Below are 19070 nucleotides of genomic sequence, written 5' to 3'. Positions count from 1 at the left end.
CGTCTATGGAAAGAAAATCTACGTAAAGGGCTTTATGAAGCCAGAATTAACAAACTCAAAACCCAACCAAATATTAACCAAACATTATGGAAAAAATTAAACTCATTAAGAAGTTAAGTTCGGCAGCCTTGCTGTTGTTACTTGCTTTTCTATCGGCAAATACATTTGCACAGACTTCCTCAGTAAAGGGAAAAGTGACAGATGAAAAAGGATTAGCTCTTCCAGGTGCCATCATCAGAATAAAATCAGGAACGGCAAGTACTTCAGCTGACGTAAATGGTAACTTCTCCCTGGCGATACCTGCGGGAGGAGGAACCTTAGTTATCTCTTATATAGGTTATGCGCCTAAAGAGATAAAAGTAAGCGCAGGTCAGTCTGTTCAGGTTACACTTAACCCGGAATCGAATAAGCTCACAGAAGTTGTGGTGGTTGGATACGGTACGCAGCGTAAAAAAGATGTAACTGGAGCGGTAGCTTCCATTAATGGCGCAACGTTGGCCGAAGTGCCGGCTACAAACGTTATTGCACAGCTGCAAGGGCGTTTGGCTGGTGTAGATATCCAGGCTAACGGTACGCAGCCCGGTGCTGCCGGTCAGATTCGCATCAGGGGAGAGCGCTCTCTTGGTACTACGGGCAGCTCGGCCAATGCACAGAATGGTCCACTGATTGTATTGGACGGAATCCCTTTTGTTGGTGGAAGTATCAATGATATTAATCCGGACGATATTGCAAGTCTGGATGTCCTGAAGGATGCATCTGCAACGGCCATTTATGGCTCCAGAGGTGCCAGTGGGGTTATTTTGATCACTAGTAAACGTGGAAAATCTGGTAAAGCAGTAATCAATTACAACTCTTATTTTGGAGTAACCAGCCGAACTGATGAATATAATTTCTTTAACGGAACAGAGTATGCTGCTTTTAAAGAAGCTGCACAGGTTCTAAATAGTGTCAATCCTGGCGTAAGCGCTTATGCCTTAACCAGTGCAGAACGTGCTGGTTTGGCTAAGGGAACCAATACCAACTGGCAGGATATTATTTTCCGAAATGGTTATGTTAATAATCAGAATTTAAGCATTTCAGGTGGATCCGATGCAACACAGTTTTCAATTAGCGCGGGTTATCGCAAGGAACAAGGTATCGTATATGGACAGGATTACTCCCGGTATAGTTTAAGAGCAACAGTAGATCATCAGGCCAGTGAAAGAATAAAGATTGGCGGATCGATCGCCTCCGATCTTTCAGTTACTAATGGAGGAAACCGATATCCTGTAGGCGGTGTAATCCGCCTGAGCCCGCTGGTTTCTCCTTATAATGAAGACGGTTCGATTAACTTGTTGCCACAGGTAGGCTCATTGGATGCTGCCGTTGTTAATCCCTTGACCATAAGAGATAAAAGTACCAACACCGATCAAAATAGAAGGTTGGGTACCATAGCTGCGTTATATGGTGAATTGAAAATTATCGATGGGCTTAAATACAGGGCAAATGTTGGGGCAAGCTATTATTCAAGTGGTGGTGGTATGTATACAGGTCCAAATACCTATTATAATAATGCAACGTCTTACAGCCAGGCTAATGAATCGGTCAGTGCCAGTGAAAATTACAGTTATACAGTAGAGAATTTGCTGACCTATGATAAAGTGTTCGCAGAAAAACACCATGTAACTTTTACCGGTTTGTACAGTATAGAAAAGGATCATTTCCAGAACAACAGTTTTAACGGTATTGGTATACCTGCAGATTATATTCAAAATTATAACCTGCAGCAAGCAGGAAGTGTCAGTGCAGGAGCTGGTGGTTATTCCGAAACAAGCCTGGTTTCTTACATGGGGCGTTTAAATTACGTATTCAATGGCAAATACTCTTTAACAGCAACCATCAGGGATGATGGGTCTTCTGTGTTCCCAAACAAAAAATATTATGTTTATCCGGCATTTGGCGCAGCCTGGAATATCGATAACGAGAAATTCTTTAAAGGAATTGAGCACATCATTTCTTCTTTAAAATTAAGGGGGGGCTACGGAAAAACTTCCAACCAATCTGTTGGAGCTTATTCTTCTGCAGGTAACCTGGCCAGCAATTTCTATAATTTTGGCCCTATTGGAAATGCGGGTTCTGCAGCAAATGGTTATTTTTTAAATAGCCTGGCGAATCAGAATTTAACCTGGGAATTTACCAAACAAGCCAATATTGGATTAGATTTTAGTTTGTTTAAAAACAGGATCAGTGGTTCCATTGATTTTTATGACCAGAGAACAGACCATATCTTACAGGTGGTAAACCTGCCTTATACCAATGGTGCAACACAATATACAGCCAATGAGGGTAAAACCAAAGGAAGGGGATTGGAAATTTCATTAAGTTCCAGTAACATCAGAAGTGATAAAGGTTTTAGCTGGGATACAGATTTTAACATCTCCTTTAATAGAAATTCTATCGTTGCCCTTCATGACGGTATTCAGCAGGATATTGGTAACAACTGGTTTGTTGGACAACCTTTTAACGTGATTTATGACCTTAAAAAAATTGGGATATGGCAAACCAGTGAGGCGGCACAAGCAGCCGTATACGGACAACTGCCAGGGCAAATCAAAGTAGAAGATTTAAATAATGATGGAAAGATCAATGCCAGTGACTTACAGATTATTGGTAATTTTCAGCCTAAATTTACCGGAGGTATCACCAACCGTTTCAGGTATAAAGGATTTGACCTTTCTCTGGTAACCAGTGCCCGTATTGGTCAGAAAATTCTAGCCCCATATCTTTCAGCAGATGGAAGTGCTCAGGGTTATCCATTTTTTGGTAACAGTCGCGTAAACCAATGGAAAGTAGATTACTGGACCCCTACCAACCCAACAAATGAATTCCCTGCACCTGATGCGGCGAATGATAAACAAATTTATGCCTCTACACTTGCAGTTCGCGACGGATCTTTCGTGAAAATGAGGAGTATCAATCTGGGCTATACGTTCTCTGCAGACCTGTTGAAAGGTACGGGAATCAGTTCTTTAAGGATTTATGCGACCTGTGCCAATCCATTCATTATCTATTCTCCATTAGTACGCAGCGGATACGGAATAGATCCTGAAGGAAATGCAACCGGAGGTGTTGTGGCTTCAACAGTTGCCGGAACAAACCCAACGGCAGGAGGTGGAAATGCAGGAACGAGTACCAGCCGTGCCATAACAGCAAATTTAAATAATCCACCCACCCGGACATTCCAATTAGGTGTTAATGTGAAATTTTAACAGTTTAAAGTTATAAATATGAAATTATATAGTAAAATATCTATAATCCTTGCGGCTACGGTTACCTTAAGCGCGAGCAGCTGTAAAAAGGATTTTTTAAAAGAAGAACAGCGTACCCAGTTGACCCAGCAATCTTTCAGCACACCAGTAGGGGTTATTGGCAGTATAACAGGGGTCTATGGAACACTTCGGGGTTTATGGGGAACAGAGGGCTTTACCAACCAGTTGGTTGGCGGAACAGACGAAACCCTTGCAGGTGGTAGTACCAGTAGTATTTCAACATTTACATATGTCAACCTTGGCCTGGATGATTACCGTTATATTGTACAAAATGCTTATCAGGGGATCAACACCTTAAATGGGGTGCTGTTATATGGAACTGCGCTTACTGATGCAACGCAACGTACACAATACCTGGCGCAAGCGAAGTTCCTGCGTGGAATGCTTTATTACTATATGGTGGTGAATTTTGGTGAAATGCCCTTGCATACCACCTTTATTACAGATCCAACCACTTCTGATAAACGTGCGCCGCTAGCAGATCTTTACGCTCAGATCATTAAGGATTTTTCAGAAGCCTCCAAGGAATTGCAGGTTACCCCAGGCCAGCCTTTTGGTGGTAAAGCCGCAACACAGGCTACAGCATTATACTTTTTAGGTAAAGCTTATCTCACCAGGGGTTGGTCAAAGGCCGCTCAATCCGGTGATTTTGCAACTGCGGCATCCACATTTCAAAATCTGATTGCCAATCGCGCTACCTATGGGGTTGATCTTTGGCAGGATTTTGCAGATGCTTTTAAACCTGCAAACGATTATGGAAAGGAAGTGCTTTTTGTTATTGACGAAAGTAGCGATGCCAAATACGGAAATTACGTAGTAGGTGGTTCGGGAGGTAATTATAATGTGACTAATTTCCTTTTCCGTCCAAACTATCCTTCAGTTACTGCAAACTATCCTGCTTCTACTGGCTCAGCAGTGATGACACGTGATGTTGCAAATGGGCGTCCTTTCATCAGGATCAGACCGAATACAGACTATATGCTGCGTGTATTTGCAGAACGAAACAACGATACCCGTTTTGACAAAAGCTTTCAAACCACCTGGATTGCAAATACCGCCGGAATTACCACACCCAGAGGTGCTTTAACTGTAGGCACAGATACGGCTATCTGGACACCACCGTTTGACCCGGGAGCAACAAAACGAGCTTCCTTTAAAGGAGTAATCCTGATTCCACCATCGTTGGTAGGGGCAGGAAGCACAGCGAATGCTTATACACCTATCATATTTCCATCTTTAAAGAAGTATGACGATCCGAGCCGAGCCGCAATGAATGATCCTTCTACCCGTCCTTTCATCCTGGTTCGGTTTGCAGATGTATACCTGTTGGCAGCTGAGGCTTATTTTAAATCAGGAGATCTGTCTAAAGCAGCAGATATGCTGAATGTAATCCGTACCCGGGCTGCTTATAAGAGCAGCAATTCCAGTGCACAAAATGCTACGGCTGTAGCAGCAATGCAGATCAGTTCGAATGATGTAACGCTTGATTTTATCCTGGACGAACGTTCAAGGGAGCTGTATGAAGAGTGCACAAGATGGTGGGATTTAACCCGTACGCAATCTTTGGGAAGAAGACTTCAGGCCTATAATTCAGAAGCATATCCCGGGTACTCGAAAAGTTCGCCTGCAGATGCTTTTGCCTTGCGACCTATACCTTTATCGCTGATCAACCTGGTAACCACCGGAGATAAGTTTCCTCAGAACCCAGGCTATTAAACTTGTTTGTAAACGGCCAACAAAACTTAAATGAAATGATAAAAAATATTATATATAAATGTAAGCCTGCAATTATAGCTGGTTTAATACTATGCAGCTTTTCCTGTAAAAAGAACCAGGAGCTGGGAATCAATAACATGGGTGATTTTTCCGATACCACAGGAACCCTTAAATCGCTGGTTTCTTTTCCTATTGGGCTTGCAATAGAAAAAGGTCTGTCTACTTCGAACAGTGGCTATTTTGCAACGGTAAAGCGTGAAGCGAACATCGTTACTTTTGGTAATGAAATGAAGCATTCTTACATCGTGCAGAATGATGGCAGCCTTAATTTTGCCAATACGGATGCTTTTGTAACCTTGTGCACAAATGCTGGATTAAACATTTATGGACATACACTGGTTTGGCATTCCCAGCAAAATACCAACTACCTCAATACCCTGGTCACTGGCAGCGGAGGGAGTAATGCGGTTAATTTGGTGCCGAATGGCGATTTCGAAGCTGGTCCTGATGCGGTTACTGGCGATCTTTTTACTAACTGGCAAGATTTAAACCATTCCAATGGTACGTTTTCTGTAGCTACAGGTGTTGCTGCTCATGGGGGCAACCGGGCACTGCAAACTACTACGGTAGCAGGTGGAAACAATTACAATACCCAGATCATTACCCGTACACCAATTCCGGTTACTGCGGGAAAAGTTTATACAGTATCTTACTGGATCAAAGGAAATGCTGCAGGAAGTATACAGTTTGAAATACGAAGCTCAGACGGTTCTGTAAACTATCAGGGTGGAAAAGCAGTAGGGACTTCCTGGACGCAGATATCCTACAGTTATACCGCTACCGGAACCACAATGCAGATTGCATTTGATTTGGGAGGCAACGCGAATACATTTTATATTGATGACGTATCGGTTGTCGACGCATTAGCAGCGGCTCCTCCAACAGGGGCGCAGGTACTGGCCAATGTAGATAATGCCATGAAGACCTATATTCAGGGTATGATGACACATTACGCAGGAAAAGTAAAGCAATGGGATGTCCTTAATGAACCTTTTACCGATGGTGGGGATCTCAGAAACAACAGCAATACACCGGCCACAACATCAGGTATATTTGTGTGGCAGAATTATTTGGGCAGAGATTATGCTAAGAAAGCTTTTGGTTACGCCAAAGCCATAGACGCTAATGCAGACCTCTTTATGAATGAGTACAATCTGGAAACTAATACCACAAAATTGAATGCCTTTATTGCTTTAGCCAAGGAGTTGAAAGATGCCAATGCGGGTATTACAGGCCTGGGTACTCAAATGCACATCAATATTGGTACTCCAAAAGCGGGAATCGATGCAGCCTTTAAGGCTTTAGCTGCAACAGGATTAAAGGTACGGGTTTCTGAATTGGATGTCCGGGCCAATCCAGGTGAAAATTCGAGTTTTGTGTTAACACCATTTACCTCCGCAGACCAGGCAGTTATGTATAAATATGTGGTTTGGTCGTATCTACAAAATGTTCCTCCTGCACAGCGGGCGGGGATTACGGTTTGGGGGGTTGATGATCCTAGCAGCTGGATTGTAACTTCACTGAAAAAAGTAGATCAGCCAGATTTATTTGATAAGAATTTTGGTAAAAAGCAAGCATACGTAGGATTTAAACAAGGATTACAAGGCAAAACTCCTTAAGGAGTTTTGCCTTGTATTGCATCAATTGACGATAGAAGCATGGCACAGGTATTTTTTAAGAGATTCTTATTTTGCCTATTTTTCACTGCACAGGTTGTTTGCAGTTACGCAACTGTAAAATTACCCAGACTGATCAGTGACGGGATGGTATTGCAAAGAGGCGAGGTGATCCGGGTTTGGGGATGGGCAGATCCGGGAGAAAAGATTACACTCAAATTCAAAAACAAAGACTATAAAACTGTTTGCAAGTCATCATCGGTCTGGACCATTGAACTTCCTGAAATGGCCCCTGGTGGGCCATTTCGCATGGATATACAGGGAGATAATCTGATCTCTATTCATAATATCCTGATTGGAGACGTCTGGGTTTGCTCGGGGCAGTCAAATATGGAGTTGCCCATGAACCGGTTAAAGGATAAATATGCTGCAGTTATAAAGAAGGCTACCAATTCAAATATCCGGCAGTTCAATATAAAAACAGCTTATAATTTTCATGGTATCCAGAATGATCTTGGTTCCGGTACCTGGGTTTCTGCAGATCCTGTCTCGGTATTGGATTTTACAGGTGTGGGTTATTTTTTTGCTAAAGACCTGTATGAAAAATACCATGTTCCCATTGGTCTGATCAAGGCAAGTGTGGGTGGTTCGCCAGCAGAAGCCTGGTTGAGCGAATCGGCGTTGAAATCTTTTCCAAAACAATTAGCGCTTTATCAAAAGTATCAGGACGATGCGGTGATCGATCAGATCAAAAAAAAGGATGAGGAAACAGCCAGTACATGGAACAACCGCGTAAAAAAGAATGATCGGGGTCTGGAGGATGGAGAAATTTCCGACTGGAAAAACACGGTAGTGCCTGGCTTCTTGACAGGATATTTAAGTGGTGTACTTTGGTATCGGAAAGAAATCGACTTGCCAGAAGCTATGGATGGAAAGGCTGGAAGACTTTTGCTGGGGACGATTGTAGATCGGGATGAAACTTATATTAATGGCCAACTCGTGGGCAGTACCGGCTACCAATACCCACCAAGAAAATATGATGTGCCTGCCGGAATTCTGAAAAAGGGTAAAAATACGATCGTTGTGCGGGTGATTGCAGAAAATGGAAAAGTCGGGTTTACAACAGATAAACCTTATGAACTCGTTGTTGGTCTGAAGCGTATAGATCTGAAAGGAACCTGGCAGTGTAAAGTGGGTTACGCCTCGGATCCAATGCCAGGTGGACAGACCACCTTCCAATATCAACCTGGAGGACTGTTCAATGCCATGATCTCACCTCTTCTCCCTTATGCCGTGAAAGGCGTAATTTGGTACCAGGGCGAATCCAATACTGGAAATCCAGGTGATTACGAAGTGCTGTTTAAAGATTTAATACAAGACTGGAGAGCACAATGGAAGAACAAAGATCTGCCATTTCTATATGTGCAGCTTGCCAGTTTTATGCCTTCAAAACCTCAGCCTTCGGAAAGCAACTGGGCCGAAGTCAGGGAAGCACAACTAAAAACATTGGAGCTGACCAACACAGGTATGGCGGTTGCTACGGATATAGGCGAATGGAATGACATTCATCCGCTCAATAAAGAAGATGTGGGTAAGCGTCTTTCACTTGCCGCACAAAGGATTGCCTACCATGATTCCAAACTGGTGTATTCTGGCCCACTTTATCAATCGATGAAAAGAAGCGGGCAAAAGATGATGCTTTCTTTTACTTCTACAGGCAATGGTTTACTTGCAAAAGGGGGAGGGGAGCTTAAGGGCTTTTCTATCGCTGGCAAAGACGGGAAATTTGTATGGGCAAAAGCGCGGATTACAGGAAAGCAGGTAGAAGTATGGAGTGAGGCTGTACAAGAGCCGATGGCTGTGCGGTATGCCTGGGCCGATAATCCCGAAGGGGCAAACCTGTACAATAAAGAAGGTTTGCCTGCCTCGGCTTTCCGGACAGACGGAGCCTCTGTTAAATTCACTAATCCGGTGATGTCCGGTTTCTATCCCGATCCCAGCGTCACTAAAGTGGGGGGAGATTATTACCTGGTCAATTCTACTTTTTCCTATTTCCCGGGTATCCCTGTATTTCAGAGTAAAGACCTCAAGAACTGGAAACAGATCGGCAATGTGATAGACCGGCCTTCTCAAATGAACTTTATGGGAGATAAGGTGTCCAGAGGCCTGTTTGCTCCTTCTATCAATTACCACAAGGGTACCTATTATGTAACCTGTACGCTGATAGACCGCAAAGGGAATTTTGTGGTGACCGCCAAGCATCCTGAAGGCCCATGGAGTGATCCGGTCTGGTTGCCTGAAGTGCAGGGAATAGATCCTTCTTTGTTTTTTGACCAGGATAAGGCCTATATCGTTTACAACAGCGATGCGCCAGACCGAAAGCCGCTTTACGACGGCCACAGAACCATTCGCTTATATGAGTTTGATCCTGTAGACTTAAAAGTGCTGGGTGAAGAACAATTGCTGGTGAACGGAGGTGTAGATCTGAGTAAAAAGCCAGTTTGGATAGAAGGACCGCACATCTTTAAGCGCGATCAATGGTATTATCTCTGCGCTGCAGAAGGTGGAACTTCAATCAACCATTCACAGGTCATCCTGAGAAGCGCTTCTGTGAAGGGGCCTTATCAGCCTTATGCTCAAAATCCTATCCTGACTCAGAGAGACCTAGATCCGGCCCGGGCAAATCCAATTACCTCTGCCGGGCATGCAGAACTGGTGGAAGGTCCGGATGGGAAAACTTATGCCTTATTTCTAGCCGTCCGGCCTTATCAGGGCGATTATTATAATACAGGTAGGGAAACCTTTATTGCACCGGTTTCCTGGGAGAATGGCTGGCCAAAAATCAATCCGGAGCATGCGGAGATCCAGTACCGCTATACTGCTGGATTTCAAGAACAAAAAAACGATGCCCCGCCCCAGAGTGGAAACTTTGCTTACCGCACTACTTTTGATCAGAAGCTCGGTCCTGAACTGCTGCTGCTAAGGACAAGAGATACCACAAAGTATCAATTGAGCAAAAGTAAGGGACTTACTTTGAATTTGAGTCCGGAGACCTGCATGGGGAAAGGGAATCCCGCCTTTGTGGGCAAACGTCAACAGCATTTAACCTGCTCCGCGACAACTGAACTGAACTTTAATGCGCTGCAGAATAACGAACAGGCAGGTATGTTGATCTTTCAGAATGAAGACCACTTCTATTTTATAGCAAAGTCTGTTGTAGACGGAAAACCGGTTGTTCAACTCTTTAAAAGCAATCCACAGACCCAAAAAATGGACTTGTTGACAGAACAAAGCTTAACCGAAACAGAAGCGAAAGCTAAATTATTACTGCGGATTGATGCCCGGAAATCTGTCTATGATTTCAAATATGCCACAGATGCTCGGCAGTGGAAAGTGCTGAAAAACAATGTAGATGGCAGTTTTTTAAGTACAAAAACAGCAGGTGGATTTGTAGGATGCCTTTTTGCCTTATATGCCAGTTCAAACGGCAAGGCTTCATCTAGCCAGGCCAGCTACCAATGGCTGGACTATGAAGGAAACGACGAGATCTATAAATAAAAAAAAGGCTTGTGTTCGATAAGAACACAAGCCTTTTTTAGGTAATACGGTACAAACTACCAGAAAATGGTATATAAAGCAACAATCACCCCGCAAACAATCAGTGAACCCACCGCAAAACCAGTATTGGTTTTAAACATGCTGCGGTCTACATCCAAACCTTTAGGATTAACACCTTTCCGGTTTTCCAGTGTACTGATGATCCACATGGCCAGTATACAAATCACAAATACAAAGCCCATTCTGTCCAGGAAAGGAATCTCATAAAGCATTGTTCCATCTTTTTGCTCGGCCAGTTTGGAGAAACCAAAAGGACTTAACCATTCCAGATTAGTAAAAGCCGGAAGGACTTTAAACAAAACAGACAATACAAAACCTCCTATAGTTGCAAACAGAGCCGCATTGGACGTGGTCTTTTTCCAGAAAAAGCCTAAGATGAACATGGCAAAGATACCTGGAGATACAAAGCCGGTATATTCCTGGATAAACTGAAAGCCACCTTTTTTATCAATACCCAGTTGAGGGGCAATAATGATGGCCAGAATCATGGCAATGATCACCGTCGCTCTTCCAATTACCACTTGTTTATGTTCATTGGCCTCCTTATTGATCACCTTCTTGTACACGTCGAGTGTAAAGATGGTAGCAATACTGTTGGCTTTTCCAGCAAGAGACGCAACAATAGCTGCAGTAAGTGCCGCAAAAGATAAACCTTTCAATCCAGCAGGAAGCAGGTTAAGCAATACCGGATAGGCAGAATCCGCATTCAGCGATCCGTCTTTCATCATATCGCTATGGAAATTACCATATCCTTCTTTGTATAACACATAGGCTGCAATACCTGGAAGGACCACAATCACCGGCATCAGCAATTTAAGAAAGGCTGCAAATAATAAACCACCTCTGGCCGTTTTTAAATCTGCACCAAGGGCCCTTTGGGTAATGTACTGGTTACAGCCCCAGTAGTTTAGATTCACAATCCACATCCCGCCAATCAACACGGTAAGGCCTGGTAAGTCCATATAGTGCGCATTTTCTTTATGAAAGATCATGTGGAAATGGTCTGTCGCTTTTTCTTTCACCAGGTTTAAGCCATTTAATACGCCCGAAGTTCCAAAATGGGTAGATACCAATTGCAAAGCCAGGTAGGTGGTAGCCAGTCCGCCCAGGATCAGGAAGAAAACCTGGATCACATCGGTGTAACCAATTACCTTCATGCCACCCAGGGTAATGATGATGGCGAAAACAGCCAAAACATACATACAAGCTGTGGTGTTGATGCCCGAAATGCTATTGATGGCTAAAGCACCAAGATACAGGATCGAGGTTAAATTGACCACCACATAGAGCAACAGCCAGAAGATGGCCATGATCATCGCTACCGTACTGTTGTAGCGTTGCCCCAGAAACTGGGGCATGGTATAGATCTTGTTCTTGAGGTAAACCGGAATAAAAAATACGGCCACAATGATCAGGGTGGCAGCGGCCATCCACTCATAAGTGGCAATGGCCAGCCCCATAGTGAAGCCAGAACCGCTCATTCCGATAAACTGCTCTGCAGATATATTGGAGGCAATTAGAGAGGCACCAATCGCCCACCAGGTCAAAGAATCTTTGGCCAGGAAGAAATCTTTCGAATTTTCTTTATGTGCCTGCTTTTTGCGGTATACCGTCCATCCGTATAAGGCTACGATTAGAAAATAGACCAGGAAAACGACATAGTCGTATGTGCCTAATGCATTCATAAGCGTAGATTAAATAAATCTGTTGATGATGTTTTCCAATAGCTCCTGCTGTCCGCTCAGGGTAGCTGGTTCACCTTTTTCTATAGCATAAGCGCGCAGATCTTCCAGGTTCAGTTTTCCCTGCTCAAAATCTTTACCTTTTCCGCCATCAAAAGAAGCATATCTTTCTGTTCTGATTTTTTTATAATCTGAATGCTGCAGAATCTGGTCGGCCGTAACCAATGCACGCGCAAAAGTGTCCATACCCCCAATATGTGCATAGAACAGATCAGCAGCATCAGTAGAATTTCTTCTGATTTTTGCATCAAAATTGATTCCACCACCTTGCAGGCCATTCGCTTCCAGAACGATCAACATCGCTTCTGTAATTTCATTGACATTGTTCGGGAACTGGTCTGTATCCCATCCATTTTGGTAATCACCTCTGTTGGCATCCATAGAACCCAGTAAACCTGCATCAGCGGCAACTTGTACTTCGTGCTGGAAAGTATGGCCCGCCAGTGTGGCATGGTTAACTTCCAGGTTCAGTTTAAAGTCTTCCAGCAAATTGTATTCGCGCAGGAAACCAATTACCGTTGCAGCGTCGTAGTCGTACTGATGTTTGGTCGGCTCACATGGTTTTGGTTCAATGAAGAAGGTTCCTTTAAAACCTTGTGCACGTGCATAGTCTTTTGAAGCATGTAGGAATTTAGCCAGGTGTTCCTGTTCCCGTTTCATCTTGGTATTCAGTAAGCTCATGTAGCCTTCACGTCCGCCCCAGAATACGTAATTCTCTCCGCCCAGGGCAATAGTTGCATCCAGTGCAGATTTAACCTGCGCGCCGGCATGAGCCAGTACGTGGAAATTAGGATTGGTTGCCGCACCATTCATGTACCTGCGGTTAGAAAATAAATTGGCTGTTCCCCAAAGTAATTTCACACCACTTTCTGCTTGTTTTTGTTTGGCATAGTCTACAATAGCCTGTAAACGTCTTTCATTTTCCAGTACATCGTTGGTATAATCTACCAGATCTACATCATGGAAACAGTAATAAGGCAGGTTCATTTTGGTGATGAATTCAAATGCTGCATCCATTTTATCTTTTGCACGCTCTACTGCATCTGCTTTTTCATTCCATGGGTGAATGATGGTTGCTTCTCCAAAAGGATCACCACCTGTAGCTACAAAAGAATGCCAGTAAGCACAAGCAAAACGCAAATGTTCTTTCATGGTTTTGCCTGCAATGATCCTATTTTCATCATACCAGCGAAAAGCCAGTGGGTTGTTTGATTCCAGTCCTTCGAACTTTACCTGTCCGATGCCTTTGAAAAATTCTTTTTCTCCTGTTACTACTTTAGTCATCTTAATTATATTTTGATTTTGGTTATTGTTGTTGATTTAAAAGCTGTAGCCAGTCCTGGTACACAGGCTCATATTGGCTGGTTAATGAGGGCTCTACAAATTGGATAGGCTTCAGGTTATGGAAGGCTTCGGAAGGGTTGCTATAGATTTTGGCCCCAATTCCAGAACCCAGGGCTGCCCCGGTACTGCCATCATTTTCATACAATTCTACCGGAACCCCCGTACAGTTCACAAAAGCTTCCAGGAAGAGGTTGCTGAGGAATAAATTTGCTTTACCTGCGCGAATAACTGTAGGAGCAAGGCCATTGGAGCGCATAATGTCGAGACCATAACGGAAAGCATAAGCAATTCCCTCTTGTACCGCTCTGAATATATGCGCCTTCTGATGTATATTTAAGTCGATATGGCTCATTTGCGCACCGATCAGTCTGTTGTTGAGCATACGCTCTGCACCATTTCCAAAGGGTAGTACACGCAAGCCGTCTGCGCCTATACCTACCTGCGCAGCTGCGGCATTGATTTGTGCGTAAGAATCTGAAGGGCCCATATTGTGCTTGGCCCAGCGGTTCATACTTCCTGTACCATTGATACAGAGTAAAATACCCAGTCGTTTCTGCTCTTGTGTATAATTGACGTGGGCAAAAGTGTTTACCCTGGACTGAGGATCAAAAGCCAGTTGGTCACTTACGCCATAGATTACGCCAGAAGTACCTGCTGTTGCCGCAATTTCTCCAGGTTCCAGTACATTCAAAGAGAGTGCATTATTGGGCTGATCACCTGATTTATAAGTAACCGGAGTTCCTTCAGCCAGTCCGGTCAGCTGCGCGATACTTGCCGTAACCCGCCCATGCTCTGCAAATACAGGCTTGATTTCAGGAATAAGATCTCTGCTAAAGCCATAATAGTCCATCAGCGCTTCGGATAAGCTGTCTGTTTTAAAATCCCAGAATATCCCTTCAGATAAAGCTGAAATACTAGTGGTGATCTGCGAGGTGAGTTTCATCGCAATGAAATCACCTGGAAGCATGAATTTATCCACCCGGGCATAAATCTCCGGTTCATTTTGTTTTACCCAGGCCAGTTTGGAGGCCGTGAAATTTCCAGGAGAATTGAGCAGGTGAGTTAAACAATATTCCTCTCCTAAAGCTTCAAAAGCCAGGTTCCCTGTTTCTACAGCCCGGCTGTCGCACCAGATAATACTGTTGCGTACCAGGTTTTGATCTTTATCTACCAGAACCAGACCGTGCATTTGATAGGCAATGCCTATAGAGGCAATATCACTGGCTTGAAAAGACACTTGTGTTTTACATTTTTTAAAAGCCAGGAGTGCATGCTCCCACCACATTTCAGGTGATTGTTCTGCCCAGCCGGTTTGTTTAGATATAATGGGGCTTTCTTCGTCAGGATATTGTGCCGAGGTAATTACCCGTTGTGTTTCTGCATTGATGACGGCTACTTTTATAGAGGAAGTACCAATATCTATTCCTAGTAACAGCATATGATTTTTTGTTTCATGGTTTGTTCTAAATCTGGTTAGCAGAAACGAATTTAGGAGAATAATTTTGTTTTGCAATCGATTGCCCTGTTTTTTTTTATATTTTTGTATTTATTATGCAGCGTCAGAAAAGAACAACCATCTACGATATCGCCCTAAAGCTGAATTTGGCAGCTTCTTCTGTGTCCAGGGCACTGAGTAACAGTAATAAAGTTAATGCTGCAACAAAAGCACTGGTGCTCAAAACTGCTGCAGAAATGAATTACCAGCACAATGCGATGGCCTCCAACCTAAGGAAAGGAAATAACCCGACGATAGGTGTGGTTGTGCCAAGGATCAATCAGAATTTCTTTTCCAATATTATCGCCGGAATTGAAGAGGTCACTTATAAAAAGGGCTATAACCTGATCATCTGCCAGTCCAACGAATTGCATGCCCGCGAGGTGGATTGTGTCAACGCACTGGTGAATCAGCATGTGAGTTGTATCATTATTTCTATTGCTGCTGAAACCGGTCCCTATGAACATTTGCAACAGGTGCTGGACCATCAGATCAGGCTCATCCAGTTTGACCGGGTGGTAGAGGAACTGGATACTTTTAAAGTGATCAATAACAATGAAAAGGCCTCTTATGAAGCCGTAACTCATCTTATAGAGCAAGGTTACCGCAGGATAGCCCTGTTGGAAGGCCCACAGCAACTGGATATTTTCCGTCACCGGAAAGAAGGTTATCTGGCTGCGCTTCGCAAGCACAATATTCCCGTTCTGGAAGAACTGATGTGCGAAAATGCCTGGACCAAGGAACTGGGTGCAGAAGCTACAGCTCAATTACTGGGACTTGAGAACCCGCCAGATGCGATATTCGCTTCCACTTCCGATTTCTCTGCTCTGGGTGTTCTGGAGGTAGCCACCAATAAAGGAATTCAGATTCCAAAAGATCTTGGAATTTGCGGTTATTCCAATGAACCTTTTACAGAACTGACCAGCCCGTCTATTACCACTATTGATCAGTACAGCATCAGCATGGGAAAAACCATTGCTAATCTCTATTTCCAGGAGATGGAAGGACTGGAATTCAATGTAGAACCTAAAATTGTAAGTATAAAACCAAAAGTCATCGTCAGAAAGTCAACCCAACGAATTCCAGGCGTAAATACTACCGCTTGATTACCTGTGTTTTCTGAAAAATGCAATCCATTGCATTTTTCAGAAAAATGATTACTTTAGAGCCGGAAAAATGTCTGGCCAAATATGAAAAATGAGAAAGTAGTCACGATTTATGATCTTGCAGAACGACTGAATCTTGCCCCCTCTACCATTAGCCGGGGGCTTCAGGACAATCCTGCTGTTACGGCTAAAACCAGGAAGAAAATATTTGATGCCGCCACAGAGATGGGCTATCGCTTCAATACCTTTGCCAGCAACCTGCGCAAACAGAAAACCAATACCATTGGGGTCATTGTACCCAGATTAAACAGTTATTTTATTTCCGATATCCTGGCTGGCATTGAAAAAGAACTCAATGTATCGGGTTATAATATGCTGATCAGCCAGTCTCTGGAACTGGAAGAGAATGAAATCAAGTATGCTGCAGAAATGCTGCAAAATAGGGTAGATGGGCTGATTGTGAATTTAGCCGCCAATACACGCAACCTTGATCATTATAAAGAATACATCCGTCACCGGATTCCTTTGCTTTTTGTGGATAGGGTTATCGAAGAAGATGATTTTAATAAAGTGGTGATCAATAATGAAAAAGCAGGTTATGAAATTACCAACCACTTAATTGAACAGGGATGTAAGCGCATTGCCCATCTTACCGGGAACTGCATGCGAAATGTTTACCAGGAAAGAAAGCTCGGCTACGAACGAGCTTTGACAGAACACCAGCTTCCTAAACAGCAAGACCTGATTTTTGAAACAGATCTAACAGAAGAATCTTCCATTTTGGTAGCCAAACAGCTGCTGAAAATGAAGAACAGACCTGATGCACTTTTTGTAGCCAATGACCTTTCCGCAGTCATCTGCATGAAGGTTTTTAAAGATGCAGGACTCCGTATTCCGGAAGATATTGCGGTGGCGGGATTCAACAACGACATCATCTCCAGAATTTCAGAACCAATGCTCACCACCATGAATTACCCGGGCGAAGAGATGGGGAAAATTGCAGCAAGACACCTGGTTAGCCAGCTTAACGGAGAAGAAGATGCGGCCCTGACCAATACCATTATTCTAAAATCACAACTGCTGATCCGGCCATCCTCCTTAAAAAAGAAAACGATATGAGTGCAAAAATTGCCATAGTTACCGGTGGCGGGGCAGGCTTGGGCCTTGCCATTACCAGGAAACTAGTAGAAGAAAAGATTAAAACCATTATTATAGGGCGGGACGAGTCGAAGTTACAGGCTGCGGCAGCAGAACTGGGCAGCCTCTGCACATATAAAGTACTGGATCTGCAGGACCTGTCCAGGATACCGGACTGCATTGAAAACATTTTACAGGAATTCGGACAAATTGATATTCTGGTCAATAACGCCGGAATTAACCATAAAAAGCCCTTTGCTGAGGTAACCGATGCCGAATTTTATAATGTGATCCAAACCAATGTCTTGTCCGTATTTGCCATCAGCAGAGAAGTAAGTAAGGTAATGATTGCTGCCGGAAAAGGAACAATCATTAACATCAGTTCTATGGCAGCCCAATACGGCATACCAAAGGTGATTGCTTATACTGCTGCTAAATCTGCTATAGAAGGAATGACTAAAGCCATGGCGGTAGAACTTTCTCCATTGGGCATCCGGGTCAACTGTGTTGCACCAGGATTTATAAAAACAGCCATGTCTTCAAAAGCATTGGATAATGATCCGGAAAGAAAGCAAAAAGTTTTGTCCAGAACCCCAATGGGGCATCTTGGTCTTCCTGAAGACGTGGCCGGAGCGGTGTATTATTTAAGTTCAGAAGGTTCCAAATATGTTACTGGAGTGATCATTCCTGTAGACGGAGGAAACTCCATAGGCTTTTAAAATTTTTTTATCCTAAAAGACAATCGATTGTCCGTATATAAAATGATAAAATTTGAGCAAAGTATGCGATGGTTTGGCCCAGCAGACCCGGTCAGCCTGAGAGACATCCGCCAGGCCGGCTGCACCTCTGTAGTTACTGCCCTGCACCATATTCCGGTAGGAGCAGTCTGGAGCAAAGAAGAAATCTTTAAACGCCGTGTCTTAATAGAAGAAGAAGGAATGCAATGGCTGGTCGTGGAAAGTTTACCTGTGCATGAGGAAATTAAAACCAGGACAGGAAATTATAAGGAATGGCTGCATAATTACACCCATAGTCTTAAAAATCTATCCGAATGTGGCATCAAAGTGGTGACCTACAATTTTATGCCTGTTCTAGACTGGATGCGCACCAATCCAAGCTTTACCCTTCCTAATGGAAGCAAAACTTTATACTTTGAAAAGCTCGCTTTCATCGTTTTTGAACTTTTTTTACTTCAAAGACCTTTGGCTGAACAAGCCTATACAGAGGCCGAGATTGCTACAGCAAAAGTGAAGTTCAAGGCGATGACGACAACAGAACGGGAACAACTTTTTCAAAGCACTTTGCTCGGACTTCCGGGATCAGATGAAGCTTTTACGCCAGAGGTTATTCTGGACGCCTTGCAAAATTATGCTGCTGTAGACGCTGGTGTATTGCGGTCTAACCTACAGCGCTTTCTTCAGGAAGTCATCCCCGCTGCAGAAAGCTACGGGCTGAAAATGGCCATCCATCCCGATGATCCTCCATACCCGATTTTAGGACTGCCCAGAATTGTCAGTACGGAAGCTGATCTGGATTTTATCCTGAATTCTTATCCCTCCCAGGCCAACGGGCTTTGCTATTGTACCGGGTCATTAGGAGTAAGGGCAGATAATGACCTTTGCCAGATCATTTCAAAGTATGGCGCTCAAATTCATTTTGTACACCTGAGAAACATCCATAGAGATGCAGAGGGAAATTTTTACGAAGCAGAACATTTAAACGGTGTAGTAGACATGTACAGCGTGATGAAAAAGCTGATCGAAGTGATGCAGCAAACCGGAGTTTCCTTGCCGTTGAGGCCAGACCATGGGCACCAGATGCTGGATGATCTGCAGAAAACAACTTATCCCGGGTACTCGGCCATTGGACGATTAAAGGGGCTCGCAGAACTTCGGGGTCTGGAACTGGGAATTTCCAGATCCATGTGA

General features: G+C 43.7%; 11 protein-coding genes. 8 read left to right on the top strand and 3 right to left on the bottom strand.

The window, feature by feature from the left end:
- Positions 1-86 precede the first annotated feature (86 nt).
- Genes DBR11_RS07900 through DBR11_RS30105 form a run of 4 tightly spaced genes read left to right on the top strand, consistent with a single transcriptional unit; the run spans position 87 to position 10258 of the window.
- Positions 87-3248, top strand: coding sequence for a TonB-dependent receptor (locus DBR11_RS07900; protein ID WP_108551328.1), 3162 nt, complete (start codon positions 87-89; stop codon positions 3246-3248).
- A gap of 18 nt (positions 3249-3266) precedes the next feature.
- The gene (locus DBR11_RS07895) at positions 3267-5024 is read left to right on the top strand and encodes a RagB/SusD family nutrient uptake outer membrane protein (RefSeq protein WP_108551326.1); all 1758 of its coding nucleotides are present in this window, start codon (positions 3267-3269) and stop codon (positions 5022-5024) included.
- A 35-nt stretch (positions 5025-5059) separates the two neighbouring features.
- Positions 5060-6703 carry an endo-1,4-beta-xylanase gene (locus tag DBR11_RS07890; protein WP_108551324.1) on the top strand — a complete coding sequence of 548 codons (1644 nt, stop codon included), beginning with the start codon at positions 5060-5062 and terminating at the stop codon, positions 6701-6703.
- A gap of 39 nt (positions 6704-6742) precedes the next feature.
- On the top strand, positions 6743-10258 hold the full coding sequence (locus tag DBR11_RS30105) for a family 43 glycosylhydrolase (RefSeq protein WP_233260684.1): 3516 nt from the start codon (positions 6743-6745) through the stop codon (positions 10256-10258).
- A 56-nt stretch (positions 10259-10314) separates the two neighbouring features.
- On the opposite strand, the gene DBR11_RS07880 is transcribed toward DBR11_RS30105, so the two are convergent.
- From DBR11_RS07880 to DBR11_RS07870, 3 genes are read right to left on the bottom strand one after another with little or no spacing between them, the layout of a single operon-like run.
- A complete protein-coding gene (locus DBR11_RS07880; protein ID WP_108551322.1) occupies positions 10315-12003 on the bottom strand; it encodes a sodium/sugar symporter in 1689 nt (562 codons plus the stop codon).
- Positions 12004-12012: 9 nt separating this feature from the next.
- Positions 12013-13344, bottom strand: coding sequence for a xylose isomerase (xylA, locus tag DBR11_RS07875; protein WP_108551319.1), 1332 nt, complete (start codon positions 13342-13344; stop codon positions 12013-12015).
- 22 nt (positions 13345-13366) lie between these two features.
- Positions 13367-14842, bottom strand: a complete 1476-nt coding sequence (locus DBR11_RS07870) for a xylulokinase (RefSeq protein ID WP_108551317.1) — start codon at positions 14840-14842, stop codon at positions 13367-13369.
- A gap of 113 nt (positions 14843-14955) precedes the next feature.
- Between DBR11_RS07870 and DBR11_RS07865 the strand changes: the two genes are divergently transcribed.
- From DBR11_RS07865 to uxuA, 4 genes are all read left to right on the top strand, one after another.
- On the top strand, positions 14956-16005 hold the full coding sequence (locus DBR11_RS07865) for a LacI family DNA-binding transcriptional regulator (RefSeq protein WP_108551315.1): 1050 nt from the start codon (positions 14956-14958) through the stop codon (positions 16003-16005).
- Positions 16006-16089: 84 nt separating this feature from the next.
- A complete protein-coding gene (locus DBR11_RS07860) occupies positions 16090-17124 on the top strand; it encodes a LacI family DNA-binding transcriptional regulator (protein ID WP_108551313.1) in 1035 nt (344 codons plus the stop codon).
- Complete coding sequence (locus DBR11_RS07855; RefSeq protein WP_108551311.1) at positions 17121-17861, top strand: SDR family NAD(P)-dependent oxidoreductase; 741 nt, start codon at positions 17121-17123, stop codon at positions 17859-17861. Before DBR11_RS07860 ends, DBR11_RS07855 begins: the two co-directional genes overlap by 4 nt.
- Positions 17862-17903: 42 nt before the next feature.
- Positions 17904-19070 (top strand): mannonate dehydratase, encoded by a 1167-nt coding sequence (gene uxuA / locus DBR11_RS07850; protein ID WP_108551309.1) that lies wholly within the window; start codon positions 17904-17906, stop codon positions 19068-19070.

This window comes from Pedobacter sp. HMWF019 (assembly GCF_003061025.1).
Classification (GTDB): Bacteria; Bacteroidota; Bacteroidia; order Sphingobacteriales; family Sphingobacteriaceae; genus Pedobacter.
Note: the sequence above shows the minus strand (reverse complement) of the source record. Positions and strands in the feature narration are given on the sequence as shown.